This is a genomic window from Spirosoma flavus (genome assembly GCF_054778555.1).
In genome coordinates this window covers 1,633,814-1,659,260 of sequence record NZ_BAAGZL010000001.1, presented here as the reverse complement: position 1 = coordinate 1,659,260, position 25,447 = coordinate 1,633,814, and the positions used below count along the sequence as shown (strand labels likewise).

At 45.3% G+C, this 25,447-nt stretch carries 21 protein-coding genes and 4 tRNA genes; 3 read left to right on the top strand and 22 right to left on the bottom strand.

The window, feature by feature from the left end:
• Window positions 1-529 precede the first annotated feature (529 nt).
• A complete protein-coding gene (locus tag ACYVF1_RS06390; RefSeq protein WP_461076729.1) occupies window positions 530-1,075 on the bottom strand; it encodes a hypothetical protein in 546 nt (181 codons plus the stop codon).
• A 580-nt stretch (window positions 1,076-1,655) separates the two neighbouring features.
• Between ACYVF1_RS06390 and ACYVF1_RS06385 the strand changes: the two genes are divergently transcribed.
• Window positions 1,656-3,224: a hypothetical protein gene (locus tag ACYVF1_RS06385; RefSeq protein ID WP_461076727.1), complete on the top strand. Its 1,569-nt coding sequence runs from the start codon at window positions 1,656-1,658 to the stop codon at window positions 3,222-3,224.
• A 77-nt stretch (window positions 3,225-3,301) separates the two neighbouring features.
• Here ACYVF1_RS06385 and ACYVF1_RS06380 read toward each other — a convergent pair whose 3' ends face one another.
• From ACYVF1_RS06380 to mnmC2, 21 genes are all read right to left on the bottom strand, one after another.
• Complete coding sequence (locus tag ACYVF1_RS06380) at window positions 3,302-4,186, bottom strand: aldose 1-epimerase family protein (protein ID WP_461076725.1); 885 nt, start codon at window positions 4,184-4,186, stop codon at window positions 3,302-3,304.
• An 84-nt stretch (window positions 4,187-4,270) separates the two neighbouring features.
• Complete coding sequence (rpsG, locus tag ACYVF1_RS06375) at window positions 4,271-4,738, bottom strand: 30S ribosomal protein S7 (protein WP_461076723.1); 468 nt, start codon at window positions 4,736-4,738, stop codon at window positions 4,271-4,273.
• A 146-nt stretch (window positions 4,739-4,884) separates the two neighbouring features.
• The gene (gene rpsL, locus ACYVF1_RS06370; RefSeq protein ID WP_190886835.1) at window positions 4,885-5,307 is read right to left on the bottom strand and encodes a 30S ribosomal protein S12; all 423 of its coding nucleotides are present in this window, start codon (window positions 5,305-5,307) and stop codon (window positions 4,885-4,887) included.
• A gap of 161 nt (window positions 5,308-5,468) precedes the next feature.
• The gene (locus ACYVF1_RS06365) at window positions 5,469-5,792 is read right to left on the bottom strand and encodes a DUF3467 domain-containing protein (RefSeq protein ID WP_461076721.1); all 324 of its coding nucleotides are present in this window, start codon (window positions 5,790-5,792) and stop codon (window positions 5,469-5,471) included.
• An 87-nt stretch (window positions 5,793-5,879) separates the two neighbouring features.
• Window positions 5,880-10,229, bottom strand: coding sequence for a DNA-directed RNA polymerase subunit beta' (gene rpoC, locus ACYVF1_RS06360; RefSeq protein ID WP_461076719.1), 4,350 nt, complete (start codon window positions 10,227-10,229; stop codon window positions 5,880-5,882).
• 99 nt (window positions 10,230-10,328) lie between these two features.
• The gene (gene rpoB / locus ACYVF1_RS06355; RefSeq protein WP_461076717.1) at window positions 10,329-14,198 is read right to left on the bottom strand and encodes a DNA-directed RNA polymerase subunit beta; all 3,870 of its coding nucleotides are present in this window, start codon (window positions 14,196-14,198) and stop codon (window positions 10,329-10,331) included.
• A gap of 335 nt (window positions 14,199-14,533) precedes the next feature.
• Window positions 14,534-14,920: a 50S ribosomal protein L7/L12 gene (gene rplL / locus ACYVF1_RS06350; RefSeq protein WP_405519044.1), complete on the bottom strand. Its 387-nt coding sequence runs from the start codon at window positions 14,918-14,920 to the stop codon at window positions 14,534-14,536.
• Between the two features lie 118 nt (window positions 14,921-15,038).
• The gene (rplJ, locus tag ACYVF1_RS06345) at window positions 15,039-15,572 is read right to left on the bottom strand and encodes a 50S ribosomal protein L10 (protein WP_461076715.1); all 534 of its coding nucleotides are present in this window, start codon (window positions 15,570-15,572) and stop codon (window positions 15,039-15,041) included.
• A gap of 3 nt (window positions 15,573-15,575) precedes the next feature.
• A complete protein-coding gene (gene rplA / locus ACYVF1_RS06340; protein WP_461076713.1) occupies window positions 15,576-16,274 on the bottom strand; it encodes a 50S ribosomal protein L1 in 699 nt (232 codons plus the stop codon).
• Window positions 16,275-16,300: 26 nt separating this feature from the next.
• Complete coding sequence (rplK, locus tag ACYVF1_RS06335) at window positions 16,301-16,744, bottom strand: 50S ribosomal protein L11 (RefSeq protein WP_190886828.1); 444 nt, start codon at window positions 16,742-16,744, stop codon at window positions 16,301-16,303.
• A gap of 156 nt (window positions 16,745-16,900) precedes the next feature.
• Window positions 16,901-17,461 carry a transcription termination/antitermination protein NusG gene (gene nusG, locus ACYVF1_RS06330; RefSeq protein WP_461076711.1) on the bottom strand — a complete coding sequence of 187 codons (561 nt, stop codon included), beginning with the start codon at window positions 17,459-17,461 and terminating at the stop codon, window positions 16,901-16,903.
• Window positions 17,462-17,561: 100 nt separating this feature from the next.
• Window positions 17,562-17,753, bottom strand: coding sequence for a preprotein translocase subunit SecE (secE, locus tag ACYVF1_RS06325; protein WP_012928967.1), 192 nt, complete (start codon window positions 17,751-17,753; stop codon window positions 17,562-17,564).
• A 14-nt stretch (window positions 17,754-17,767) separates the two neighbouring features.
• Window positions 17,768-17,841 (bottom strand) — tRNA-Trp (locus ACYVF1_RS06320).
• A gap of 181 nt (window positions 17,842-18,022) precedes the next feature.
• A complete protein-coding gene (tuf, locus tag ACYVF1_RS06315; RefSeq protein ID WP_461076709.1) occupies window positions 18,023-19,210 on the bottom strand; it encodes an elongation factor Tu in 1,188 nt (395 codons plus the stop codon).
• 156 nt (window positions 19,211-19,366) lie between these two features.
• Window positions 19,367-19,438: transfer RNA gene (locus tag ACYVF1_RS06310), tRNA-Thr, on the bottom strand.
• 107 nt (window positions 19,439-19,545) lie between these two features.
• A tRNA-Gly gene (locus ACYVF1_RS06305) sits at window positions 19,546-19,618 on the bottom strand.
• A gap of 104 nt (window positions 19,619-19,722) precedes the next feature.
• A tRNA-Tyr gene (locus ACYVF1_RS06300) sits at window positions 19,723-19,805 on the bottom strand.
• A gap of 115 nt (window positions 19,806-19,920) precedes the next feature.
• Complete coding sequence (locus ACYVF1_RS06295; protein WP_461076707.1) at window positions 19,921-20,463, bottom strand: hypothetical protein; 543 nt, start codon at window positions 20,461-20,463, stop codon at window positions 19,921-19,923.
• Between the two features lie 70 nt (window positions 20,464-20,533).
• Window positions 20,534-22,558 carry a M13 family metallopeptidase gene (locus ACYVF1_RS06290; protein WP_461076705.1) on the bottom strand — a complete coding sequence of 675 codons (2,025 nt, stop codon included), beginning with the start codon at window positions 22,556-22,558 and terminating at the stop codon, window positions 20,534-20,536.
• 137 nt (window positions 22,559-22,695) lie between these two features.
• Window positions 22,696-23,289 (bottom strand): thioredoxin family protein, encoded by a 594-nt coding sequence (locus tag ACYVF1_RS06285; RefSeq protein ID WP_461076703.1) that lies wholly within the window; start codon window positions 23,287-23,289, stop codon window positions 22,696-22,698.
• A 158-nt stretch (window positions 23,290-23,447) separates the two neighbouring features.
• Complete coding sequence (mnmC2, locus tag ACYVF1_RS06280) at window positions 23,448-24,125, bottom strand: tRNA (5-methylaminomethyl-2-thiouridine)(34)-methyltransferase MnmC2 (protein ID WP_461076701.1); 678 nt, start codon at window positions 24,123-24,125, stop codon at window positions 23,448-23,450.
• Window positions 24,126-24,225: 100 nt separating this feature from the next.
• Here mnmC2 and ACYVF1_RS06275 point away from each other — a divergent pair, with 100 nt between their 5' ends.
• Both ACYVF1_RS06275 and ACYVF1_RS06270 read left to right on the top strand, forming a co-directional pair.
• Entirely contained in the window at window positions 24,226-24,735 is a 510-nt protein-coding gene (locus ACYVF1_RS06275; RefSeq protein ID WP_461076699.1) for a DUF4293 domain-containing protein, read from the top strand.
• Window positions 24,736-24,781: 46 nt separating this feature from the next.
• Complete coding sequence (locus tag ACYVF1_RS06270) at window positions 24,782-25,273, top strand: Lrp/AsnC family transcriptional regulator (RefSeq protein ID WP_461076697.1); 492 nt, start codon at window positions 24,782-24,784, stop codon at window positions 25,271-25,273.
• Window positions 25,274-25,447: the final 174 nt, after the last annotated feature.

The window sequence follows — 25,447 nt, the reverse complement described above, 5'->3', positions numbered from 1 at the left end:
AAAAAGCGGGCTGCCTGCTAATAGGCACATTCAAATTAACTTCTAAAGAAAACAGAGTCAATATACTCCAAAGAATTATCATAGCACCCTCTATGTTAAATGACAAACCAGGGTGACTAGTAACTGGTGTTATTTTTAACGATATATAAACGCTTAACAAAATAAAGAAGGGTATTGAAGCTAAGATTATATTTTTAAACCATTTTAGCTTATTTTTTTTTACAAAAAAATAAGCTAAAAAACAATATTCAATAGGTATATAAATGTGATAAACAATGTTGTACTCTCTATAATTTTTGTCGCTTTTATGATAAATATGATACAATATGGACACAATTATTTCAGTCAAAATAGACACAAATAATAGCCAAGGAAATACACGTATTGATGGGTCATTTTTTTTACAATAAATACTTATTAACCAAGTAGTTACTAGTAGAGTCAAATATATAATCTGGCCGTTGCTCATAAATTAAATGAAGCCGGAAGCTTTTCAGTCCGGCTTTATTTCACTTTTATATATTTTCTGTTATTTTTTTGCAATATAATTTTTTAATGCTTCTCCAACTGGATCACCCGCTATTCCGAATTCTAAAAGGTCTATGAGAGTATCAGGACCTCCCACTTCATAAATAAGTGTTCCGTCGGCCAAGCTTTCAACATCAGGATCTACTATAGATTTAATATTTTCATTTCTCAACTCAATTGGTATACCTAAATCACTTCCGTCCTTATCAATTCCTATTAAGACTAACGAGGCTCTTTCATGATGATTTTTACAAAAATAAAATCGTATACCTTCGCAATTTGACTGAGAAAGAAGTAACATCAATGTTTCTTTCCCATAATAAACAGCAATTGGAGCTTTCAAAGCATTTTCTTTTTTATCAGGATTTTTTAAATCATCTATAACTGGGCTTAGATAACTATCGATCATCACTTTTGCAGCATTTAGTGTTATTGGTTTTCCAGCTCCTCTAATATCTCCGTCAGGAGCTAAATTGATAATTAATTCTGCCTCAACAAATTTTTCACCATCGTAATCTATACCCGCAACCTTAATAATATTTGACATACATCTAAATTGTTAGTGGTTTATATTTGAATTATCAACCCAATCTAAGCAATCTTATAAAAAATGTAAAACTTTATTACAAATAATCTAATTATAACCACCTGTATACCAATCAATTACAACGCCCTGTACGTATAAACGTTTGACAATACGGGAAATTTCCCGTACTCCTACCGAGAAAAAACAGGCCACAAATCTGGGGTATTACTCCGGTTCACGGATATGCCCGTTTAATAACTTTGCATACATCAATCAGAGGGAAAGCCCCTGTCCACAACCATAATCAGACCTTCTCTTTCAGCCAGTAGTGAACTACTGGCTGATTTTTGCTTTATTAGAAATTATACTTTGAATACGCTATTGCTACTAATCCGATAAAATGATAGGATCTTTATTTATAATACATTATAATGCATTCATATATAAGCTACTATTACTATTTCTTTGAAAAATATAATTTTTACTCATTAAAATAAGTAAATTGATAAGAAAAATAGTATTGCTAGATTCTAAATCCATTCAGACGAAATCTTCGCCTTATTTTTACGTTTTGTAAGATAAACCACCTTCCAGCGTCATTATGAACCGAACTGCCGGTATAATAGCATGGGTGTTCGTATTGCTTTCATGTACGTTTACTTATGCGCAGGATTCTAAACTACAGCTAATACTCCCCTCCCAAACAAACTGGAACGTAGTATCTGAAGGAAGCACTATTCGCTTCGACCTGAAAGCTATGGCCTCTACAAACGATTCACTTCGTTTTTCATTCGGTGGAGAAGCCGAGGAAGGTATGCAGCTTGATTCGGTAGGCCACTTTTCCTGGACGCCCGACTTCGATTCGGCCGACCGCATACAGACGACCAAAACTTATCCCGTTACGTTCGAAGTTAGAAATCAACAGGGGCAGACATCGACTAAATCAGCCGACCTAAAAGTATTGCACGTTAACCGACCGCCTGTTATTGGTGAACTACGTCCTTTTTATGTAAGCTATCGTACACAGAACGTTTATAAGCTGGACGCCCAAACGGTCCGTGACGAAGACGGTGACCCTCTCGTATTTATTCCAATTACTGACCAGATGCCCGAAGGAAGTAAGCTTTCGTCACAGGGGGAATTAACCTGGAATTTGTCTTTAAATCAATTTAATCGACTTAAACAGAATCCACAATACATTGAATTTTGGGTTGAGGATCAGCCAGCCAAAACGCGCACTAAAGGGCGTCTGAAAGTAGAAGCTACGCAGATGGATTTGCCGCCCGATATCGCCGTAATTCCGAAAGCTACCCATTACAAACTACGCGAAAATGCGACGGTTAACCTAAAGTTTTACCTTTGGGACCCTAACGGCGAGGACGACGTAGCAACTTTCAATTTTTTGGCGGATAATCAGCAAATTCCAAAAAGTTCGCTAGTTAAGAATACAAACAATCAATACGAATTCATCTGGCAGCCAAACTACGATTTTGTGAAAGATCCGTACGATTCGCTAAATGTCGAAATTACCTTTTATGTACTCGATAAGGCCCAGAATAGGGAAGAGCGACGTATTACATTTACGGTGTTAAACGCGGTAAATGAAGCCGAAAAAGACCGGTATTACTACGCCCAGTATCGTCAGGCATTAGTTCAGGCATGGGGGTTAGTAGAACAACTGGCAGATAAAGAAGAACAGCTTAAACATGATTATAAGCGGGCTAAAGGTGGTAAACGGAATCGCTCAGTGGCTAATGCATCGCTGGGAGCCGTTACAGGGGTTTCACCTGCTATAACGGCTAATAATCAGAGTTCGCAACGTATCATTTCGGCGGTTGGTGGTACAGCTGTACTCACGATGGGCACGCTGGAAGCTACTGAGGTTATCGGAAAGTCGATGAAAGATTTGCTCGATCGGTATAACTACGTATTGGGCAAGAAAAGCGAATTACAAAATAAAGGCGACGTATTTGCCCGAGAGTTTGCGCTGAAAGCTACCCGACGCACCAATGAGTTTATCAAAAAACTCGATGATTTCCGAAACGTAATGAGTCTGAGTGGATTAGTTGCCCTAGAATTAGACGCCAACTGGCAAAGTAAAAAAGAAGCGACTGACAAAGCTATCAAACGGACGTTTAAAGACTTTTCTCCACTAGAAGAAACGCAATAACGTAGTAAAAGCACATATCAAAAGGCCCCCTGAACTTAATATTAGGGGGCCTTTTGCTTAATCAATTGTGCAGGTCGTTACGTTAACTCAATCGAAAAAGAAGCCTCATAAATCTTGCCGGCTGCTACGTGCTGGATAGCTTCTTTCTGCTCAATTGGTTTCAAATCGCCCTCACTATCAGCGCATCCTAGCCAAGGTTCTATGCATACAAACGGTGCCCCCGGTTTAGCCCACAAACCTAAATACGGAAATTCGGGGAAACGTACTGTTACGGAATGGCTATGCTTATTGCTACGTATCGCTACGCTACGGGAATTTAGACCTTTGAAAACCAGTGCGTCTTGGTCAAACAAATGTTTTGTTAGTTGTAATTGACTTCCTGACGTAGCGCTACGTTCAGTAATTACCTCTTTTGTTTCACCCGTAAAAAAACCGCTATCTGAAAGCATATGCGTTTTCAACGGCTCAGTCTGCTCGAACTGAAGAAAATAATCTTCGTAAGTTTCATCCGTCGAAAAAGGAACAGTAAAGGCGGGGTGCGCACCAACTGAAAAATACAGCGTTTTTTCATCCTGATTCACCACCCGATACGTAACGCTTAAGTTGTTCGCATTGAGTTCATACATAATCTGAAACTCAAATTCGTATGGAAAATGCTCTCGTATAGCTTCACTGGAACGTAGTGAAAAAACGGCGTGATTTTTCGTTGATTCTGTAACCTCAAATTCTGACTGCCGAGCAAAACCGTGTCGTTCCATGGGATATGTTTTCCCATCAATTAATACCTGATTGTTCAGACAGCCACCCACTACCGGAAACAGGTTCGGAGCGTGCCAGTTCCATATTGTTGGATCAGCTTGCCAAAGGTGCTCAATACCACTGGGTTTGTGAACAATAGATGTCAGTTCGGCCCCTTTGGATCGAATCGAGACGTGCAGGAAGTCGTTTTCTAAAGTTGTCATAGCTTAGAAACAACAAAAGCCACCCAATGTTGAGCGGCTTTTGTATGGTTGACGACCACCGGGAATATGGTCGATTGAATTGGTTTAGAACCGGAAGTGCGAGAACGCCTTGTTGGCTTCAGCCATGCGGTGCGTATCGTCTTTCTTTTTCACAGCCGCGCCTTCACCTTTCGATGCGGCAACGATTTCGGCTGCTAAACGGTCTACCATGGTTTTTTCACCACGCGAACGAGCATACTTAATAAGCCATTTCATGCCTACTGCGACTTTTCGGTCTGCCCGTACTTCGGTTGGTACCTGAAAGGTAGCTCCACCGACGCGACGGCTTTTTACTTCGACTGACGGCATTACGTTGTTCAATGCCTTTTTCCACGTATCCAGACCGCTTTCGTTCGTGCGTTTTGCCACTACGTCGAGCGCGTCATAGAAGATGGAGTACGACAGGCTCTTTTTGCCTTCGTACATCAGATTGTTTACAAATTTGGTTACGAGGACCTCTTTATATTTTGGGTCGGGTAACACGTAACGCTTGGGCGGTTTCGCCTTTCTCATGTTTCTTCAGATTTTTGGTCTTACTCTGAACGCAGCCTCTCCAACGTCCAGTCAAATTTTAAGTTGTAGAGTTATAAGATTGTATGGTTATATAGTTGACTGGCTAGAAACTAACTTTACAACACTATAACATTACAACTTTATAACTATTTCTTTTTACCTTTTTGAGGTGCACCTTTTCCGGCTGGAGCCTGACCTGGTTTCGGACGTTTCGCACCGTATTTCGAGCGGCTTTGCAGACGACCGTTTACACCAGCCGTATCGAGCGCACCCCGTACAATGTGATAACGTACTCCTGGAAGGTCTTTTACCCGACCACCGCGAATCAACACGATAGAGTGTTCCTGCAAGTTGTGGCCTTCACCAGGAATGTAGGCGTTCACTTCTTTCTGGTTCGTCAGACGAACCCGGGCTACTTTCCGAAGCGCCGAGTTTGGCTTCTTCGGCGTCGTTGTGTACACACGTGTACACACCCCCCGACGTTGTGGGCAAGAATCTAAAGCAGGCGATTTTGATTTATCGACCAGCTTTTCACGACCCTTGCGTACTAATTGTTGTATAGTAGGCATTTTAAATTTGTTTACAAAAAAACAGTCTTCCCGAATTTTGAGGTGCAAAGATACGGAAAAACTTATAAAGTTGTACGGTTATAAAGTTGTAAAGTAATTGGGTTGTAATGTTGTGGAGTTAAGTACAATGCCAACTTTATAACCCAATAACTTTCAACTCATTATGCTTGACCAACCGGCCCGCCGTAACCGCCTGGGAACCGGAACGTATCAGTGGGGTTATTGATGCCACCATGTGCTTCTTCGTAACGGCTTATGTTTTCTCGGAGAGCCTCCAGCAAGCGTTTGGCGTGTTCTGGCGTCAGTATGATACGAGCTTTCACTTTTGCTTTAGGCACACCGGGCATAAGCCGAATAAAATCCAGGATAAATTCACTATTCGAATGGGCGATCATGGCTAAATTAGCGTAAACGCCTTCAGCAATTTCTTCGCTGAGTTCTACGTCAATAGCTCCTTCTGTATTTTGTGGTTGCTGATTATTCATGAACTATTTTTTTGCAAAAATAAGGGTATAAACAGAAACGCCCCAATTCAGAAGAACCGGGGCGTTTCTGTTTATCAAAAGGCTTACTTACACGGTTGCCCGTTTCTTGTTACGAGCAAACTGCTCGCGAGATTCGGTTAACGTATCGAGCTCCTCTTTCGAACCAACAATTGTATTCTGGTAACGACGGATACCCGTACCGGCCGGAATCAGGTGACCAACGATTACGTTCTCTTTCAAGCCTTCGAGCGTATCGCGTTTACCACGTATAGATGCCTCACTCAACACCTTCGTCGTTTCCTGGAAGGAAGCCGCCGAAATAAAGCTATCGGTACCAAGCGATGCCTGTGTAATACCCATCAGCGTTGGTTGCGAAACGGCAGCCATTGCATCGCGAACGGTAACAAGTGCCATATCGCGACGTTTCAGGCTGGAGTTTTCATCACGCAGCTGACGGCTCGTGACGATCATACCTGGCTTGAAGTTTGGCGAATCTCCAGCATCCATAACCACTTTGGCGTCAAGGACTTTGTCGTTTTCCTCACGGAATAACCACTTATCCACAACCTGACCTTCGAGGAAGTTGGTGTCACCCGAGTCGATAATTTCAACTTTCTGCATCATCTGACGTACGATGGCTTCGATGTGCTTATCGTTGATTTTCACCCCTTGCAGGCGATAAACCTCCTGAATTTCATTTACCAGGTATTCCTGAACAGCCGTTGGGCCTTTAATTGCCAGGATATCGCTCGGCGTAATGGCACCATCCGATAGCGGTGCACCAGCCCGTACAAAGTCGTTGTCCTGAACGAGGATGAATTTCGACAGGGGTACGAGGTATTTCTTCTTCGTACCATCTTTCGACTCGATGAAGATTTCGCGGTTACCACGTTTGATGGCACCATACGTAACAACACCATCAATCTCGCTCACTACAGCCGGGTTCGACGGGTTCCGGGCTTCGAACAATTCCGTTACCCGTGGCAGACCACCCGTAATGTCACGAGTTTTACCAACGTTACGTGGAATTTTCGCCAGTGGTTGACCAGATTTGATCGACTGCCCTGCTTTTACTACAAGACGAGATCCAACCGGTAGGTTATAGCTCTTCTGTAATGGACCACCATCATTGTCAGGCAAGTGCAATGTCAACGTAGTAGTACCTTGAACAACGATAGCTGGGTTTTTCGCTTTATCGCGGCTTTCAATGATTACCATCTCCTGGAAGCCAGTTTGTTCGTCAAACTCTTCCCGATAGGTAATACCATCTTCAATCGCGTCGAACGTTAACGTACCAGTCAGTTCAGACAGGATAACGGCGTTGTAAGGGTCCCAGGCGCAGATATCGTCGCCTTTCTTCACTATATCGCCTTCTTTCACCCGCAGGAACGCGCCGTATGGTACGTTATTGCTGATCAGCACCTGGCTACGATCATCCGGATTAACAATCCGAACTTCGCCCGAGCGGCCCATAACGACCGTTTGCGCGTTTCCTTCGGCGTCTTCCGACTCTACCGTACGCATTTCTTCGAATTCAATCAGACCGTCGAATTTCGCTTTGATCGACGCATCGACCGCGATGTTCGAGGCCGTACCACCCACGTGGAAGGTACGTAGTGTCAACTGTGTACCAGGCTCACCGATTGACTGCGAGGCAATTACGCCTACCGCTTCACCAATGTCGACCATGCGGCCCGAAGCCAGGTTACGACCGTAGCACTTGGCGCAAACGCCCTGCCGCGATTCGCAAGTCAGTACTGACCGGATTTCGACAGTTTCGATACTTGTTTCGTCAATGTGAGCCGCTACGTCTTCCGTAACTAATTCGCCAGACGCAACAATCAATTCTTTTGAAAGCGGATCGTAGATGTCGTGCACCGTGGTACGTCCCAGAATCCGTTCAGAAAGTGGTTCAACGATATCCTCGTTGTCTTTCAAAGCAGATACTTGCAGACCACGTAGCGTGCCGCAATCATCTTCGCTGATGATAACGTCCTGTGCTACGTCGTGCAAACGACGGGTCAGGTAACCAGCATCGGCCGTTTTCAAAGCCGTATCAGCCAGACCTTTCCGCGCACCGTGCGTCGAGATAAAGTACTCCAATACGTCGAGACCTTCTTTAAAGTTCGACAGAATTGGGTTTTCAATGATCTCACCTACAGAGCCTTGCAAGTTTTTCTGCGGCTTGGCCATCAGACCCCGCATACCACCTAACTGACGAATCTGCTCGCGGGAACCACGGGCTCCCGAGTGCATCATCATGTAGATGGAGTTGAAACCGCCCTGATCAGCTTCGAGCTGCTTCATCAGCGTTTCGGTCAGACGAGAGTTTACGCGCGTCCAGATATCGATAACCTGGTTGTAACGTTCGTTCTCCGTAATCAGACCCATCATGTAGTTGTCCCAAACGCCCTGTACTTCAGCCTTGGCTTCTTCAACCAGACCTTGTTTAGCTTCAGGAATCATGACGTCGCTCAAACCGATCGACAGACCGCCCCGGAAGGCCATCTGGAAACCAAGTTCTTTGATCTCGTCAAGGAACTGAGCAGTCCGTGCACCACCCGAGATCTTGAAGATAAGCGCAATGATTTGTTGCAGTTTTTTCTTCGTAAGCAACTCGTTGATATAACCAACTTCCTCAGGTACAGCCTGGTTGAACAACAACCGACCAGCAACTGTCTCGATTACTTTATCAACCATTTCGCCACTTTCATCCCGGACTCGCACCCGGCACTTGATGTTGGCGTGCTTGGAGATCTTACCTTCGTTGATACCGATGATAACTTCTTCGGCACCATAGAACGTCATCCCTTCGCCCAGAACTTTATAATCCGGTGTGCTCTTACGTCCTTTCGTCACGTAGTACAGACCCAACACCATGTCCTGCGATGGTACAGTAATCGGCGCACCATTGGCAGGGTTCAGAATGTTGTGTGAAGCCAGCATCAGAAGCGATGCTTCAAGCACAGCTTCCTGGCCCAGCGGTACGTGAACAGCCATCTGGTCACCGTCAAAGTCAGCGTTGAAAGCTGTACAAACGAGTGGGTGCAACTGAATAGCTTTACCTTCAATCAGTTTTGGCTGGAAAGCCTGGATACCCAAACGGTGCAACGTTGGAGCCCGGTTCAGCAGAACAGGGTGGCCTTTCAGTACGTTCTCCAGAATATCCCAGATAACAGGGTCTTTCCGGTCAACGATTTTCTTCGCCGACTTCACCGTTTTAACGATACCCCGCTCGATGAGTTTCCGAATGACGAACGGCTTGAATAATTCAGCCGCCATATCTTTCGGCAAACCACACTCGTGCAGTTTCAGCTCAGGGCCAACCACGATAACCGAACGACCTGAATAGTCGACACGCTTACCGAGCAGGTTCTGACGGAAACGCCCTTGTTTCCCTTTCAGCATGTCGGACAGCGACTTCAGCGCACGGTTACCTTCCGAACGTACCGCGTTGACTTTCCGCGAGTTATCGAACAGCGAATCAACCGCTTCCTGAAGCATCCGTTTTTCGTTCCGCAGAATTACTTCAGGCGCTTTGATTTCGATAAGCCGCTTCAGACGGTTGTTCCGAATGATCACCCGACGATACAAATCGTTCAAGTCAGACGTAGCGAACCGGCCACCATCCAAGGGGACGAGCGGACGTAATTCAGGCGGAATAACCGGTACCATCTTGATAACCATCCACTCAGGACGGTTTTCAATACGTCCGTTTGCTTCCCGGAATGCTTCCACAACTTTCAGCCGTTTTAACGCTTCGGCTTTCCGTTGCTGCGACGTATCGGTAGCAGCTGCGTGACGTAGCTGGTAAGAAAGTTCGTCTAATTCCAGTCGAGACAACAGCATTTCCAACGCTTCAGCCCCCATCTTAGCGATGAATTTATTTGGGTCTTTATCGTCGAGATATTGGTTGCTGCTTGGCAGTTTGTCGATAATATCCAGATACTCGTCTTCCGTAAGGAAGTCAAGCTGGTTGATACCGTCTTCAGCTTTCACACCAGGCTGAACTACTACGTAGCGTTCGTAATAGATAACCTGGTCGAGTTTCTTTGTAGAAAGACCCAGCAGGTATCCGATTTTGTTTGGCAGGCTACGGAAATACCAGATATGTGCAACAGGCACCACCAGTTCGATGTGGCCCATACGCTCCCGGCGCACCTTTTTCTCGGTCACTTCCACCCCGCAACGGTCGCAGATAATGCCTTTATAGCGAATCCGCTTGTATTTACCACAGTGACACTCCCAGTCCTTCACGGGCCCGAAGATGCGCTCGCAGAACAAGCCACCCATTTCAGGTTTGTAGGTCCGGTAGTTGATAGTCTCCGGCTGTGTCACTTCGCCGTAGGAACTCTCCAAAATAGACTCCGGCGATGCCAGGCTGATGGTCACGCTCTGGAAGTCGCTATTGAGTTTTTTGTTCTTTTTGAACGACATTGGTTGGAGATTATAGGTTAAAATCTGTCGTCAGTCGTCAGTCAATAATCGTTAGTAACTTTCGCTGCTGCTGACTATTGGCTGACGACTATTGACTAGTTACTCTAATGTAATTTCAAGGGCAAGACCACGTAACTCGTGCACCAGTACGTTGAACGACTCTGGAATATTCGGCTTCGGCAGGTTTTCACCTTTCACGATAGCTTCATACGCCTTCGCCCGACCCACTACGTCATCCGATTTTACAGTCAGGATTTCTTGCAGGATGTTCGAAGCACCGAACGCTTCGAGCGCCCATACTTCCATTTCCCCGAAACGCTGACCACCGAACTGCGCTTTACCACCCAGCGGTTGCTGCGTAATGAGCGAGTAAGGCCCAATCGAACGTGCGTGCATCTTATCGTCAACTAAGTGACCGAGTTTGAGCATGTAAATAATACCCACCGTTACTTTCTGATCAAAACGGTCACCCGTCAGACCATTATACAGGTACGTCCGGCCGAACGATGGCAAACCAGCTGCGTCCAGTTCATCGGCAACCTGCTGCTCGGTAGCTCCGTCAAAAATAGGCGTAGCGTACTTGCGGCCTAATTTTTGACCAGCCCAAGCCAGTACGGTTTCGTAAATTTGACCGAGGTTCATCCGGGAAGGTACGCCCAGTGGGTTCAGTACGATATCGACCGGTGTACCATCTTCGAGAAACGGCATGTCTTCATCACGAACAATCCGGGCAACAACCCCTTTGTTACCGTGACGGCCAGCCATTTTATCACCCACTTTCAGCTTACGCTTCTTAGCAATATATACTTTAGCCAGTTTCACGATACCTGCAGGCAGTTCGTCACCTACTTCCAGCGTAAACCGCTCACGTTTGAAACGACCTGTGATTTCGCTCCGACGGTTGTTGTAGTTTTTCACTAACGAAACAACCAGTTCGTTCAGCTTTTCATCGTCCGTCCAATCATTCAGATTCAGGTCGGCCAACAGATTAGCTTCTTCTGGAACGGCATAACCACTCTCATCACGATAAGCGTTCTTATCTGGGAAGAGGTTATCGGTGATGTTCTTCCGGTTAAACTTCACGCCTTTGCTCACAATTTCGTCGCCGAACTTGTGCTTCACGCCAACGCTGGTTTTTCCTTCGAGCAAAGTCACTGTTTTTTCAATCATACGAGCCCGGAAGTCATTCAACTCACGGCTGTATTTTTTCATCAGCGCCTTCACTTCATCCTTGTGCTTACCACGCTCTTCTTTCGCTGGGCGGGCAAACAATTTGGTATCGATAACCACACCTTTCAACGATGGTGGCGCTTTCTTCGAAGCGTCTTTTACGTCACCGGCTTTATCACCGAAGATGGCACGTAGCAGTTTTTCTTCCGGCGTTGGATCGCTTTCGCCTTTCGGCGTAATCTTGCCAATCAGAATATCGCCTTCTTTTACTTCCGTACCAACACGAACGATACCGTTTTCATCAAGGTTACGAACCGTTTCTTCTGATACGTTCGGGATTTCAGAGGTCAATTCCTCTTCACCACGTTTGGTATCACGAACTTCCAGCTCAAACTCTTCGATGTGAATCGATGTGAAAATATCTTCACGCACCACACGCTCCGAAATCACGATAGCATCCTCAAAGTTGTAACCCTGCCATGGCATGAACGCCACTTTCATGTTACGTCCAAGCGCCAGTTCACCAGCCTGTGTAGCATAGCCTTCGCACAGTACGTCCCCTTTCGTCACCTTCTGGCCTTTCAGCACCGTTGGTTTAAGGTTGATACAAGTATCCTGGTTCGTCCGGCGGAACTTGATGAGGTTGTACGTTTTCGTGTCTTCATCGAACGTAACAGCCAGTTCATCATCGCTCAATTCGTATTTCACAACGATTTTAGTCGAATCAACGAATTGAATAACACCGTCAGCTTCGGCAATAACCAGCGTACGGGAGTCAACTGCCACGCGACCTTCCAGACCCGTACCCACAATCGGAGCTTCGGGACGTAGCAGCGGCACAGCCTGACGTTGCATGTTCGAACCCATCAGGGCCCGGTTAGCATCGTCGTGCTCCAGGAACGGAATCATGGAAGCGGCCACCGATACAATCTGGTTCGGAGCAATATCCATGAACGTTACGTTGCCTGGCTCGGCCATTGGGAAGTCACCTTCGAAACGAGCTTTCAAACGGTCCACCTGGAAGTTACCTTTTGCATCAACGCCAGCATTTGCCTGCGCGATGTAGTGCGTATCTTCTTCTTCAGCCGTCAGATACATCACCGGCTTATCCATCGACACTTTACCGTTTTCGATAATTCGGTAAGGTGTTTCAATGAAGCCCATGCTATTGATCTTAGCATAGACACACAGCGACGAAATCAGACCGATGTTCGGACCTTCAGGCGTTTCGATAGTACACAGACGACCATAGTGCGTGTAGTGTACGTCACGAACCTCAAAACCGGCCCGTTCACGCGATAGACCACCGGGCCCTAGCGCCGACATACGACGCTTGTGCGTCACCTCGGCCAGCGGGTTGGTTTGGTCCATAAACTGTGACAACTGGTTCGTACCAAAGAACGAGTTAATAACTGACGACAGCGTACGAGCGTTGATCAGGTCAACAGGTTTGAAATCCTCGTTGTCCCGAACGTTCATCCGCTCTTTGATGGTACGTGCCATACGAGCCAGACCAACACCGAACTGAGCGTACAATTGCTCGCCTACCGTCCGAACGCGCCGGTTGCTAAGGTGGTCAATGTCATCGACAACGGCCTTCGAGTTGATCAGACCAATCAGGTATTTCACAATCGACACAATGTCTTCGGTGGTTAACACCTTCATGTCAGACGAAATGTCGAGTTGCAGTTTTTTGTTGATCCGGTAACGACCTACATCTCCTAAATCGTAACGCTTATCGGAGAAGAACAGGCTCTGGATAATTTCACGAGCAGTCTGTTCGTCTGGCGCGTCGGCGTTACGTAGCTGCCGGTAAATTTGCTCTACAGCCTCTTTCTCAGAGTTAGAGCTATCTTTTTGCAGCGTATTATAAATAATATTGTAATCGGCCATGTTCATGTCTTCCTTATGCAGGATAACCGAACTCTGACCTGAGTCAATAATTACATCAATATCATCTGCCGAAATCATCGAGTCACGCTCGAGTAATACCTCGTTCCGGCTGATAGAAACCACTTCACCTGTGTCCTCATCCACAAAGTCTTCCGTCCAGGTACGTAGCACCCGAGCGGCCAACCGACGACCAATTGCCTTTTTCAGGTTAGCGGGCGTAGCTGGTATTTCTTCCGACAGACCAAACAGGTCGAGAATGTCCTTATCTGAACCAAAACCGATGGCACGTAGCAGCGTCGTTACCGGGAATTTCTTTTTCCGATCGATATAAGCATACATGACATTGTTCACGTCCGTCGAGAACTCAATCCACGAACCTTTAAACGGAATGATACGTGCCGAATAAAGTTTGGTACCATTTGTGTGCTTGCTCATCGAGAAGAACACCCCCGGCGACCGGTGTAATTGAGAAACAATGACCCGTTCAGCTCCGTTGATTACAAACGAACCTTTTTCGGTCATGTACGGAATATTCCCAAGAAATACCTCCTGTTCAATCGTTTCAAAATCCTCATTGTCAGGATCATTATTCGATAGGCGCAGTTTGGCTTTCAGAGGTACTGAATAGGTTAATCCCCGATCAATCGACTCATCAACCGAATATTTCGGTGGATCAACAGAATAATCGATGAACTCCAGTTTGAAATTTTCACGGGAGTCAGAAATTGGGAAATTTTCCTGAAACACTTTGAATAAACCTTCTTCCGAACGTTGGTTGGAAGGCGTGTCAAGCTGGAAAAAATCTTTGAAGGATTTTACCTGAATATCCAGAAAATCTGGGTATCCAATTACTGGCTGAATCGTCGCAAAATTTTTGCGCGTACTGATTTTCGCGTTTGTCGCCAAGATTATGCTTCGTTTAGTGCGTAACCGATTCTAAATGTGTGCGTTGCGAAGATTTGCCACGGCACATGATTGACTTACGAGTTGTGATTTCACAATTTGTGGTTTAGCTGAGACAACTATTTTTCCTGTCGGCAACAAATCAAAATCGAACATCGTTATTTCGTAAATCATTACTCCCCGAGTGTCACCCACCCCAAGGGGCGTAAGTAAAGAACATAAGGCAATAAAAATAAGTTTGTCTTTTGCAAGTGCTTAGACAAAAAGTCTCCAAACAGGAAAAGACCAGACGTTGGTCTGGCCTCCCTGTCTGGAGCGATATGCGTGTGCGACGTTGCTTATTTAACTTCTACTTCAGCACCAGCTTCTTCGAGCTGCTTGCGAAGCGCTTCAGCTTCATCTTTAGCAACACCTTCTTTCACTGGTTTCGGAGCACCGTCAACTAATTCTTTGGCTTCTTTCAGGCCCAGACCGGTCAGGTCTTTCACCAGTTTCACCACTGCCAGTTTAGCAGCACCAGCTGATTTCAGAATAACGTCGAAAGACGTTTTCTCAGCAACAGCCGGAGCAGCATCGCCACCACCTGCAGCACCACCAGCTACCATTACGGGAGCAGCAGCAGCTGGCTCAATACCGTACTCATCCTTCAGGATAGTAGCCAGTTCGTTAACTTCTTTAACCGTCAGGCTTACAAGCTGCTCAGCGAACGCTTTTAAATCTGCCATTGTAGTATTTTCTTTATTTGATTGTGATACAATTTGTTAGTAACTCGGACGTAGCGTCCGCAATAATATATCGGATTTGCGGACACGATGCTGAAACACCAGCTCGGCCGCGTTACAGCTAAGCTGCTTCCTCGCGCTCCGACAGCGTTTTGAGGATACCGGCCAGTTTGTTGCCACCACTTTGCAACGCCGAGATGACGTTTTTCGCAGGTGATTGCAGCAAACCAATAATTTCGCCGATCAATTCTTCCTTGCTCTTCAGCGCGATCAATGTGTCAAGTTGGTCAGCACCAACGAACAGGCTATAATCGATTGAAGCAGCCTTCAGTTTCAGTTTATCGTTCGTTTTACGGAATTCTTTGATAAGCTGCGCCGGTGCTTTGCCGTTTTCGGGATGAAACATCACCGCCGATTGACCATGCAACACCGTCTCGTTGAAGGGAGTATAATCAGTTTCAAGTGGCTCAAGCGCTTTTTTAATGAAGCTGTTTTTTACCACTTTGTACTCGATACCCCGCTCAAAACACATCCGACGTAACGTATTGACTTCAGCAACCGTCATGCCATTGGCTTCCGTGATGTAGAAGAAGGGAATGGTCTGAAACTTTTCAGCCAATTCCTCAATAATAGCTCCTTTTTCTTCGCGTTTCATGGCTTAAATCCCGGCTACTGTACCTTTATCAATCGTGACTCCCGGGCTCATCGTGCTCGACAGATTAATCGTTTTCACATACGTTCCTTTAGCCGAAGAAGGCTTCAGTTTCAACAACGTACTGATGATTTCCTGTGCATTTTCAGCCAGTTTTTCGGGCGTAAACGATACCTTACCAATGCTTGTGTGAATGGCTCCTTGTTTATCAACTTTGAAGTCGATTTTACCAGCCTTCACCTCACGAACAGCTTTTGCTACGTCTGGCGTAACCGTACCCGATTTCGGGTTTGGCATCAGCCCACGTGGACCCAGCACTTTACCCAGACGACCAACTTTAGCCATTACGTTCGGCATCGTGATAATCACATCGATGTCCGTCCAGCCTTGTTCAATCTTCTGAATATAATCGTCCAGACCCACAAAATCAGCGCCTGCTTCTTTCGCTTCGTTCTCCTTGTCCGGGGTGCAAAGCACCAGAACGCGAACCGTTTTACCCGTACCATGCGGCAACGTAGCAACGCCACGTACCATTTGGTCGGCTTTACGCGGATCAACGCCTAACCGAACGTCAATATCCACAGAAGCATCGAACTTCGTAAACGAAATCTCCTTTAGAATCTCAGCTGCCTGTTGCAGTGAGTATTCTTTAGCAGCATCGTATTTCGATTGAGCTTCTTTTTGTTTTTTCGTTAACTTAGCCATGTCTTTGTTTGCTTCGGCAAGTCTAATTAGTTTTCGAAGGGCGATGTACCCGTCACCGTAATGCCCATACTACGGGCTGTTCCAGCTACCTGCTTCATAGCCGACTCAACTGTAAACGCATTCAAGTCTGGCATTTTCGTTTCTGCGATTGTCCGAACTTGATCCCACGTTACCGAGCCAACTTTTTTGCGGTTTGGCTGAGCAGAGCCGCCTTTCAGCTTCGCTGCTTCCATTAGCAGAATCGGTGCCGGTGGTGTTTTGATGACGAAATCAAAGGATTTATCCTTGTAATACGTAATCAAAACCGGTAATACCATCCCCATTTTATCCTGCGTCCGTCCGTTGAACTGCTTGCAGAATTCCATGATATTTAAACCCTTGGAACCCAGAGCCGGACCGATCGGAGGTGCGGGGTTGGCTTGCCCACCTTTGACTTGCAGCTTAACGTAGCCACCTACTTCTTTTGCCATTGTGGTAATTGAGTTACGATTTACAGCTTACGGTTTTCTTAACAGATTCGTCACATAATCTGCCCGCACACCTATCGCGGCAAATCAACTGGTTCTGGCTGGTCATCCTCTGAGGGAAGCATAGGACCCCAAACCACGGATAACTAATTTATTTAATTAGCTCTCCTTTTCTACTTGTGCGTAACTGAGTTCTACCGGAGTGTTCCGGCCAAATATTTTCACAACGACGTTCAATTTCTTCCGGTCGTCGAATACTTCTTCAACAGTGCCGATGAAGCCACCAAATGGTCCATCAACAACTTTAACATTTTCGCCTTTGAGATACGAAGAAGTTGGTGCTACAACCTCCTGTGTTTCCTCATCAACTTTACCCAGAATCCGGTTTACTTCGGCCTGACGGAGTGGAACGGGTACTTTCGATGTTGTTCCAGCCTGCGAATTGCCTAAGAAACCCAAGACACCCGGCATATTCAGTATCATATCGAGCGCCCGATTATTACCCAAATCAGCCGAAATTAGAATGTATCCCGGAAAAAACGACTTTTCCCGAACGCGCTTTTTACCATTACGCATTTCATACACTTTTTCCGCCGGTATTAAAACCTGCGGAATTACTTCGTCTAATTTCTGCCGGATAATCTCGTTATCGAGGTAAGACTTAATCTTCTTTTCCTGCCCCGATACGGCCCGAATTACATACCATTGTATACCGCTCATATTCACTGTCATTTATAGCCGAATGGTGTCAAGTATAGTCAGGATTTGTTTTATAGGCTTGACAAAACTTGACGATGTTAGGCGATACCTGACTCTCTAATTAGAATGACTGATAGAAGGCATTCAGACCGTTTTCGAAAACTAAATCAATTAACCCGACCAGTAGCGCAAAAATCAGCGAAGCTACTAATACCAGTGTTGAGCTGGATTGGAGATCGCTGAATTTAGGCCAAGTCACGTTATGCTGAACTTCTTCCCAAGAGGCCTTCAGGAACGAGATAAACTTGTCCATTTGATGATAAGAGATGGCACGGGTGGAGAGATTCGAACTCCCATCAACGGTTTTGGAGACCGCTATTCTACCCTTGAACTACACCCGTGTGTTTTGTTCGATAGTCATCAATTGTTGGTCTCTAGTTTATGCCTATATCAGTTAGAAACTTCTATAAGCTAATGACTTACAACTGTTGACTTCTTTTTCGGACTGCAAAAGTACGAAATAATCTTAAAAAACAAGTGCATTCCTGTGAAGAAATGCACTTGTTATAATTTATTCGATTCTTAGTCGAGGATTTCTGTTACCTGACCGGCACCTACGGTACGTCCACCTTCGCGGATAGCGAAACGAAGACCTTTCTCCATAGCGATTTTATTGATCAGCGTTACGTCAATCGTGATGTTATCACCTGGCATCACCATTTCTACGTTAGCAGGCAGCGTAATTTCGCCTGTTACGTCGGTGGTGCGGAAGTAAAACTGCGGACGGTACTTGTTAAAGAACGGAGTGTGACGACCACCTTCTTCTTTCGACAGTACATAAACCTCAGCTTTGAACTTCGAGTGTGGCTTAACCGAACCTGGTTTGCAGATAACCATACCACGACGGATATCGGTTTTCTCAATACCACGGAGCAGCAGACCTACGTTGTCACCAGCTTCGCCACGGTCCAGAATTTTCCGGAACATTTCAACACCCGTAACAACTGATTTCAGGTTCTCAGCACCCATACCAAGGATTTCAACAGGATCGCCCGAGTTGATAACACCCCGTTCGATACGTCCCGTTGCTACCGTACCACGACCTGTGATCGAGAATACGTCCTCAACTGGCATCAAAAATGGAAGATCTGTCTGACGTGGAGGTAACGGAATGAAGCTATCTACGTTGTCCATCAGTTCTTCGATGGTTTTTACCCATTTAGCGTCGCCATTCAGACCACCCAGAGCAGAACCCTGAATAACTGGAATGTTGTCGCCGTCGAAGTTATAGAAGCTCAGCAGTTCGCGGATCTCCATTTCAACGAGTTCGAGCAGCTCAGGATCGTCAACCATGTCCACTTTGTTCATGAACACAACGAGCTGAGGTACACCTACCTGACGAGCAAGCAGAATGTGCTCCCGGGTTTGGGGCATTGGTCCGTCAGTAGCAGCTACCACGAGGATAGCACCGTCCATCTGAGCAGCACCCGTTACCATGTTTTTCACATAGTCGGCGTGACCTGGGCAGTCAACGTGAGCATAGTGACGATTCGCCGTTGCATATTCAACGTGCGATGTATTGATAGTAATACCCCGCTCTTTTTCTTCGGGGGCGTTGTCAATCGAGGAGAAGTCCCGAATCGCGGCCAGACCCTTTTCGGCCAGCACTTTCGTAATGGCAGCCGTCAGCGTCGTTTTACCGTGGTCAACGTGACCAATCGTACCGATGTTTACGTGCGGTTTCGAGCGGTCAAAATTCTCTTTTGCCATGTTTTTAAAACGCTATTGTGAACTGTTGTTTGTTATTGAATGAATTCGCTGAACTTGATTTAAACCCAGCGAAACCATCCCGTTTAAGGTCTGACGCCATTTGGGCTTAAAACCGCACGGGCGGCTCTATCAAAAAAGACTTCGTACGAAGTCTTGAGCCGTTACGGGGACTTGAACCCCGGACCTCTTCCTTACCAAGGAAGTGCTCTACCGCTGAGCTATAACGGCATTTTTTTTTGAGATCAAAGTTGTAGAGTTATAAAGCTGTAAAGTTTGCTGACGTATCAAAAAACTTTAAAACCATACAACTCTATAACTTTGTGCCTCGGCACTTGAGCGGAAGACGGGTCTCGAACCCGCAACCTATAGCTTGGAAGGCTATCGCTCTACCAATTGAGCTACTTCCGCAAAAAAAGAAGTTGTAAAGCTGTAGGGTTATAAGGTTGTAAAGTTTTGGTAATGCATAAGCAACTTTACAACTCTATGACTTTAAAACTTTATAACTTCTCTCGTGGGGAGTGGAGGATTCGAACCTCCGAAGGCGTACGCCAGCAGATTTACAGTCTGATCCATTTGGCCACTCTGGAAACTCCCCGAAAAATGATGTTAAAGAGCAATTTCCGCCCCGTTTCCGGTTTGGAGTTGCAAAATTACATGTTTTTACGGTGTTGTCAACACGTGATTTAAAAATAATTTAGAAGTCGCCATTCTTATCTCAACAATTGCGTCAATTGTATTCCCCCAGGATAATACATCTCTGCAATGCGCCAACGTCCAGCAATTTGTTGCATATCTACCTTAACTTCCTCTGGTTTACCGTTTTTTTCAAACGTTACATACACAATAGCCCGTGTACCACCAATAGCTGCTGGCTCTACCCACATTTTTTTAATAGCCATATCTGGGGCATTATAAAGAAGATTTATAGTTGAGCGATTCACTTTCCCTGGCTTTTTCTGAGCATCCGACCAAATAATATTGGTGGTAGATTTTGTAAAAAACTGCTCAATTAAACTACGGTTTTTTGTCTCGCGAAGTGGATTTTCTTTTTTATTATGCTCAAAATAAAGCGCACGTACCAAACGGTCTGCTGCCGAGCGAGGGGCGCCTTCTGCCGGACGTTTTGCTAACAAAGTTGCACTGTCTTCCAGAGCCGTAGCTGTTGTGGACGTAGCATTGGTTTCCTGTTTGGGTTTGGTTTGACAGGCTACACCAATCAGCAGAAGTGCTATTAGAAAGCGTGGGGTTTTCATAGAGCTTAGAAAAGATTTCGGGTTTCACATTCAAAGTTGAATGTGAAACCCGAAATTTTAATCAAATTACTTACCAGACCTTTATCCGATCCTCAGGACGTTTATACATCTTGTTGCTTGGCTGCACGTTGAATGCCTGATACCATGCATCGATATTGGCAACTGGACCATTACAGCGATACATTCCCGGCGCATGTGGATCGACTAAAATTAATTGAGCCTGTGATTCAGGACGTATATTAATTCGCCAAACTTGCGCCCATGACAGGAAGAAACGTTGGTCAGGCGTGAATCCATCAATGGTACTTTTCTTTCCAGTCGATTTGCCTTGAGCCGTTTTTTTGAAAGCATCGTAAGCAATAGCCAACCCACCCAAGTCAGCTAAATTTTCGCCGAGCGTTAATTGGCCGTTTACCTTGATGGAATCGAGCACTTTGAAACCAAAGAACTGCTCTTTCACCTGATCAGCTCGCTTACGGAAGTTGTCAGCATCGGCTTTCGTCCACCAGTCACGTAACGTACCATCCGAATCGTATTGCCGTCCTGAATCATCGAAACCATGCGTCATTTCATGACCAATCACTGCTCCAATACCACCGTAATTGATGGCATCATCAGCATCCGCATCAAAAAAGGGAAACTGTAAAATAGCTGCCGGGAACGCAATTTCGTTGTTAACCGGACTGTAATACGCATTGACCGTCGGTGGAGTCATGCCCCATTCTGTCTTATCGACAGGTTTACCTAATCGGCTGATCATGTAATTGTAGGACCACTTACTCACCGATTTTACGTTGTCATAGTAACCGTGTCGGTCAATTGTTACGCCTTCATACGTTTTCCATTTTTCCGGATAGCCGATTTTACGTTTAAAGGCCACCAACTTGGTCAGTGCGCGCTTTTTGGTTTCGGCACTCATCCAGTCAAGATTGTTGATATGCTCTTTGAAGGAAGCTTCCAGGTTATCAACCAGCGTCATCATACGCTGCTTGGCTTCAGGCTTGAAATATTTCTGAACGTAAAGCTGACCTAGTAGATCGCCTAACGTACCGTCGATTTGGGAACTAATACGTTGCCAGCGAGGAGTTTGCTCCTTTTGTCCCGTCAACACTTTCGTGAAGGCAAAGTTTTGTTTTACAAACGCATCACTCAGATAAGGAGCCGCATTTTTTAATACGTTCCAACGCATGTACGTACGCCATTCTTCAATGGGCGTAGCAGCTACTAAACTATCAAGCGATCGGAAAAAAGCTGGGTTCTGCACCAACACTGTATCTTGATTTTTAACCCCATACTTGGTTAATTGATCGCTCCAGTTAATACCCGGCGTTTGCTGATTGAATTGCGTAACAGGGAATTTATTGTAGGTTTTATAAGGATCACGCATCTCTACACGCGGCATTTGCGCCTTTGCCAGAGCTGTCTCTACTCGCATAATCATATCAGCTTCCTGCGATGCCTGCGTTGGTTCCTCGCCAATTAGAGCCAGCATTTTGGTCAGATGTTCACGATATGCGTCACGGATTTTTTGACTGCGGGCGTCATTTTTCAGGTAATAATCCCGATCAGGTAACGTAGTCCCACCCTGGTTAAACTGAGGCAGGTATTTCACTACGTTCTTCCGATCTTGCACAACGCCAAAACCAAACAGCATCCCGTTTCCCTGCGTCCGCTGATACGCCAGTTCTTCCAGCAGAATTGCTTTGGTATTTACTTTTTCGATTCGGGATAAATCAGACTTGATTGGTTCAAAACCTCGCTTTTCAATAGTCAAACTATCCATACCGCTGGTGTAATAATCGCCAACCATCTGATATAAGCGACCTTTAGTCGTTGTTTTCGACGCTTCCTCAAGTAGCGCCTTCATTGCATCCAGGCTTTGCTCATGCAGTTGATTGAAACTACCCCACGACGTTTTAGAAGCTGGAATCGCATTCTGACGTAGCCAATTTCCGTTAGCATACTGGTAAAAATTATCGCCAGGCTTCACCGACATATCCATATTTTGAGGATCGATGAATTTCTGGGGAACTACTGCCGCTATGAACGCAATCGTCAGAAGAATTAGTAAAAGAAAAGTTGTTTGTTTATACATACTAATGCTGTTGATCTAGAAATGGGTAACAAAAATACGTAACATAGGCAGAAGCCCGCAGTCTGTAGACATTTCTTTTTCTACAGGCTACGGGCTTCCACGGCAGCGGCCGACCGTCCGCGTTACGTATTGATCAATTATTTACTGGAAGCTAAATCTGCCTTAAATTCTTTATTATACGTACCCGCTTTAAACTGGTCGAAAGGTTCTTTTTGATGATAGTTTTGGGCAAAATACGTAATAACCTGATGAAAGGTTCGAGGCTCCAGATAACCAGCGATTGGCTGAATCAGGTTGAATTTTTCGTCCATGAACACTGTCGTCGGGTAACTCATCTGATTACGTAGCAACGCAGCTGCTAGTTCGTGAACTCCCCGGCTTCCTCCGCTAATGTATTTAAACGTCTGTTTTCCAAGGGTAATATCGCCGGTTTGTTCGGCGTTGAAGCGAACTGCGTAGTAATTTTCGTTGACGTAATCGACAATAGCCGGTTTCGAGAATGTTTCACGATCCATCACTTTGCACCACCCGCACCAGTCGGTATAAACGTCGATCACAAATTTTTTGGGCTTCTTCTGAGTCAGGGCATACGCTTCCTGAATGGTCAGCCATTTGATGTGTTTGCTTTCCCCGCTGGGTTTAATAGAGGTTTGTTCAGCAGGCAGAGAGGTGCGAAATGCACTCGCTGTGAGCAAAACGAAGGCGACAAAAAAAAGGAGCAGACGATTCATACGGCATGTTGTTTTTAAAAGTAACGCCCGTTACGGTTAGAAAATTGGCGAAATAGTTGAATAAAAATAACGAAATAGTTAGTATCCAGGCAACGTACTGACTGCTACGTTGGTTCAGCCGACTCCTACGCCCTAAATAGACGTAGTAAACAGTTTAACTAATTCGTAACGTTACGTAGCGCTCGAATGATGTCACGTTTGTGGGGCGGGCCAGGATGTTTCTCAACTGTCAGTCCGGCGGCACGCATGTTACGTTGCACATAACTCTTTGAACAATAGGTAGTCAATACGCCATTTGGCAACAAGAATTGAGCCATTTTTTGAAAAATATCAACCTCCCAAAGTTCTGGCTGAGCAGTAGGTGCAAAGGCATCAAAATAAATCAGATGAAACTGATTTTCAGGCAGGAAGTCTTCCAGTTTGCCATGAATCTTAGTTAGTTGAAAATAAGGATTAATGGCAACCGGCGTTTCCCAGGGCGATTCGTGTAAACGAGTTAAATAATTTGTTTCGAGTAACGTATCGAAATTAAGTTGCTGTGCATCCTGAATAGCCATCGGGTAAGCTTCGATAGCTGTGTATTCTACCTGTCGTTTATACGTAATAGCTTCTTTCGCAGTCAATAAGGCATTCAGCCCGGTACCAAAGCCCATTTCGAAAATACGTAGTGTACTATCAGGAAATGCTTCGAAAGTAGCTAGTAGACCCAATTCAATAAATACACGCTGCGACTCCTGAAGAGCGCCGTGTATCGAATGATACGTTTTATCGAGTGACTGATTTATGGCTGTATGTGATCCATCGGCGGTGACGACCAACTGAACATCTGCTGTCATAAGGTATCAATTTTTGGCTACTTTTGTCCTTAGTTTACTGTGTGATAAACAATATCTGTCTCATTACACACAAGCTGTTATTTATTACGTATCAAAAACAATGATTCAACGCGTTCAGACACTATTTCTGTTTTTTATTGCCATTGCAATGGGCGTTGCACTGTCATTCCCGATCTGGGAAAAAACCGGTGCAATCTCGCTGGAGAAAGCCCAGTTAACCGCTTTGCAGTATAGCTACCAAAAAGCAGCACCATTACAACCGGGCGTCCCCAACCAAACTGTGCCTACAACGTATGTCGATTCTGTCTGGTATCTGGCCTTATTAATTGGGCTGGTTGGACTGGTTGCGCTATATGCCATTTTCCAGTATCGTAACCGACTAATGCAAACGGGTTTATGCGCTGTTAATGCGCTTATGCTTACAGCTATCATGGGCATTATTCTTTACCGGACTTTATATAGCGGCAAGGAATACGGCAACCCCGACGACCAGGGAAATTTCCTGACTGGTTTTTACGCGATCATCGCTGCACTTGTGCTAAACATGCTGGCAAACCGATTCATTCGGCGCGATGAAAAGTTAGTTCGTGATTCCGACCGGCTACGTTAATGAATTGCCTCTCCACCCCAATTTCGGGTATTTAAATTTTATGGCCATGCATTTATCACACTCCGATCAGTCCGTTGATGAAACGCTTGACGAACTGGATTTTGCCATTCTGGGCCAATTGCAACAGGATGGTCGACGTTCGTTTACCGAAATAGCCGAGCAACTGGGCGTTTCGGTCAGTACAATCCGGACGCGGGCGAGCAAACTGATTGAAGACAAAACCATTCAGATTGTCGGGCGTGTGAATACCCAAAAAGTTGGGTTCAGGGCGTATGTGCATATTAAAATTGCTGTACGTCCGGCAAAGCTTATCGCGTCGGTAGCGCAGCAATTGCAGGAATTTCGGGAGGTCAGTTTTCTGGCTATCACATCCGGCGATTTCGATTTGCAAGTCGACGTGATGTGTCGGGATAACGATCACCTGCTCGAAATTCTCAATGAACGTATTCCGCAAATTGAAGGGGTGTATCAGACGAAAACAGATATGTATTTTAAAATCCTTAAATACGCTCAGCCTGATTTGAACCTGTTGATGTAATACGTTACAGAATAATATTACTCAAAATGCCTGTAGTTCGGTATTAGGTTAAACCCTATAGCCCAACTACAGGCATTTTCTTTGGTAAAAATCTTTTTTATCATTTTCGATATAATTTTTAGTCATATTATTAGTTTTTATTCTTATTTCTGCAAAAAAGACGGAATATGATTG

Bases quoted from the DNA above. Each gene is read 5' to 3' on its own strand.
- ACYVF1_RS06390 (WP_461076729.1), bottom strand. From the start codon at position 1,075: ATGTCAAATATTATTAAGGTTGCGGGTATAGATTACGATGGTGAAAAA.
- ACYVF1_RS06385 (WP_461076727.1), top strand. From the start codon at position 1,656: ATGAACCGAACTGCCGGTATAATAGCATGGGTGTTCGTATTGCTTTCA.
- ACYVF1_RS06380 (WP_461076725.1), bottom strand. From the start codon at position 4,186: ATGACAACTTTAGAAAACGACTTCCTGCACGTCTCGATTCGATCCAAA.
- rpsG (WP_461076723.1), bottom strand. From the start codon at position 4,738: ATGAGAAAGGCGAAACCGCCCAAGCGTTACGTGTTACCCGACCCAAAA.
- rpsL (WP_190886835.1), bottom strand. From the start codon at position 5,307: ATGCCTACTATACAACAATTAGTACGCAAGGGTCGTGAAAAGCTGGTC.
- ACYVF1_RS06365 (WP_461076721.1), bottom strand. From the start codon at position 5,792: ATGAATAATCAGCAACCACAAAATACAGAAGGAGCTATTGACGTAGAA.
- rpoC (WP_461076719.1), bottom strand. From the start codon at position 10,229: ATGTCGTTCAAAAAGAACAAAAAACTCAATAGCGACTTCCAGAGCGTG.
- rplL (WP_405519044.1), bottom strand. From the start codon at position 14,920: ATGGCAGATTTAAAAGCGTTCGCTGAGCAGCTTGTAAGCCTGACGGTT.
- rplJ (WP_461076715.1), bottom strand. From the start codon at position 15,572: ATGAAACGCGAAGAAAAAGGAGCTATTATTGAGGAATTGGCTGAAAAG.
- rplA (WP_461076713.1), bottom strand. From the start codon at position 16,274: ATGGCTAAGTTAACGAAAAAACAAAAAGAAGCTCAATCGAAATACGAT.
- rplK (WP_190886828.1), bottom strand. From the start codon at position 16,744: ATGGCAAAAGAAGTAGGTGGCTACGTTAAGCTGCAAGTCAAAGGTGGG.
- nusG (WP_461076711.1), bottom strand. From the start codon at position 17,461: ATGAGCGGTATACAATGGTATGTAATTCGGGCCGTATCGGGGCAGGAA.
- secE (WP_012928967.1), bottom strand. From the start codon at position 17,753: ATGGACAAGTTTATCTCGTTCCTGAAGGCCTCTTGGGAAGAAGTTCAG.
- tuf (WP_461076709.1), bottom strand. From the start codon at position 19,210: ATGGCAAAAGAGAATTTTGACCGCTCGAAACCGCACGTAAACATCGGT.
- ACYVF1_RS06295 (WP_461076707.1), bottom strand. From the start codon at position 20,463: ATGAAAACCCCACGCTTTCTAATAGCACTTCTGCTGATTGGTGTAGCC.
- ACYVF1_RS06290 (WP_461076705.1), bottom strand. From the start codon at position 22,558: ATGTATAAACAAACAACTTTTCTTTTACTAATTCTTCTGACGATTGCG.
- ACYVF1_RS06285 (WP_461076703.1), bottom strand. From the start codon at position 23,289: ATGAATCGTCTGCTCCTTTTTTTTGTCGCCTTCGTTTTGCTCACAGCG.
- mnmC2 (WP_461076701.1), bottom strand. From the start codon at position 24,125: ATGACAGCAGATGTTCAGTTGGTCGTCACCGCCGATGGATCACATACA.
- ACYVF1_RS06275 (WP_461076699.1), top strand. From the start codon at position 24,226: ATGATTCAACGCGTTCAGACACTATTTCTGTTTTTTATTGCCATTGCA.
- ACYVF1_RS06270 (WP_461076697.1), top strand. From the start codon at position 24,782: ATGCATTTATCACACTCCGATCAGTCCGTTGATGAAACGCTTGACGAA.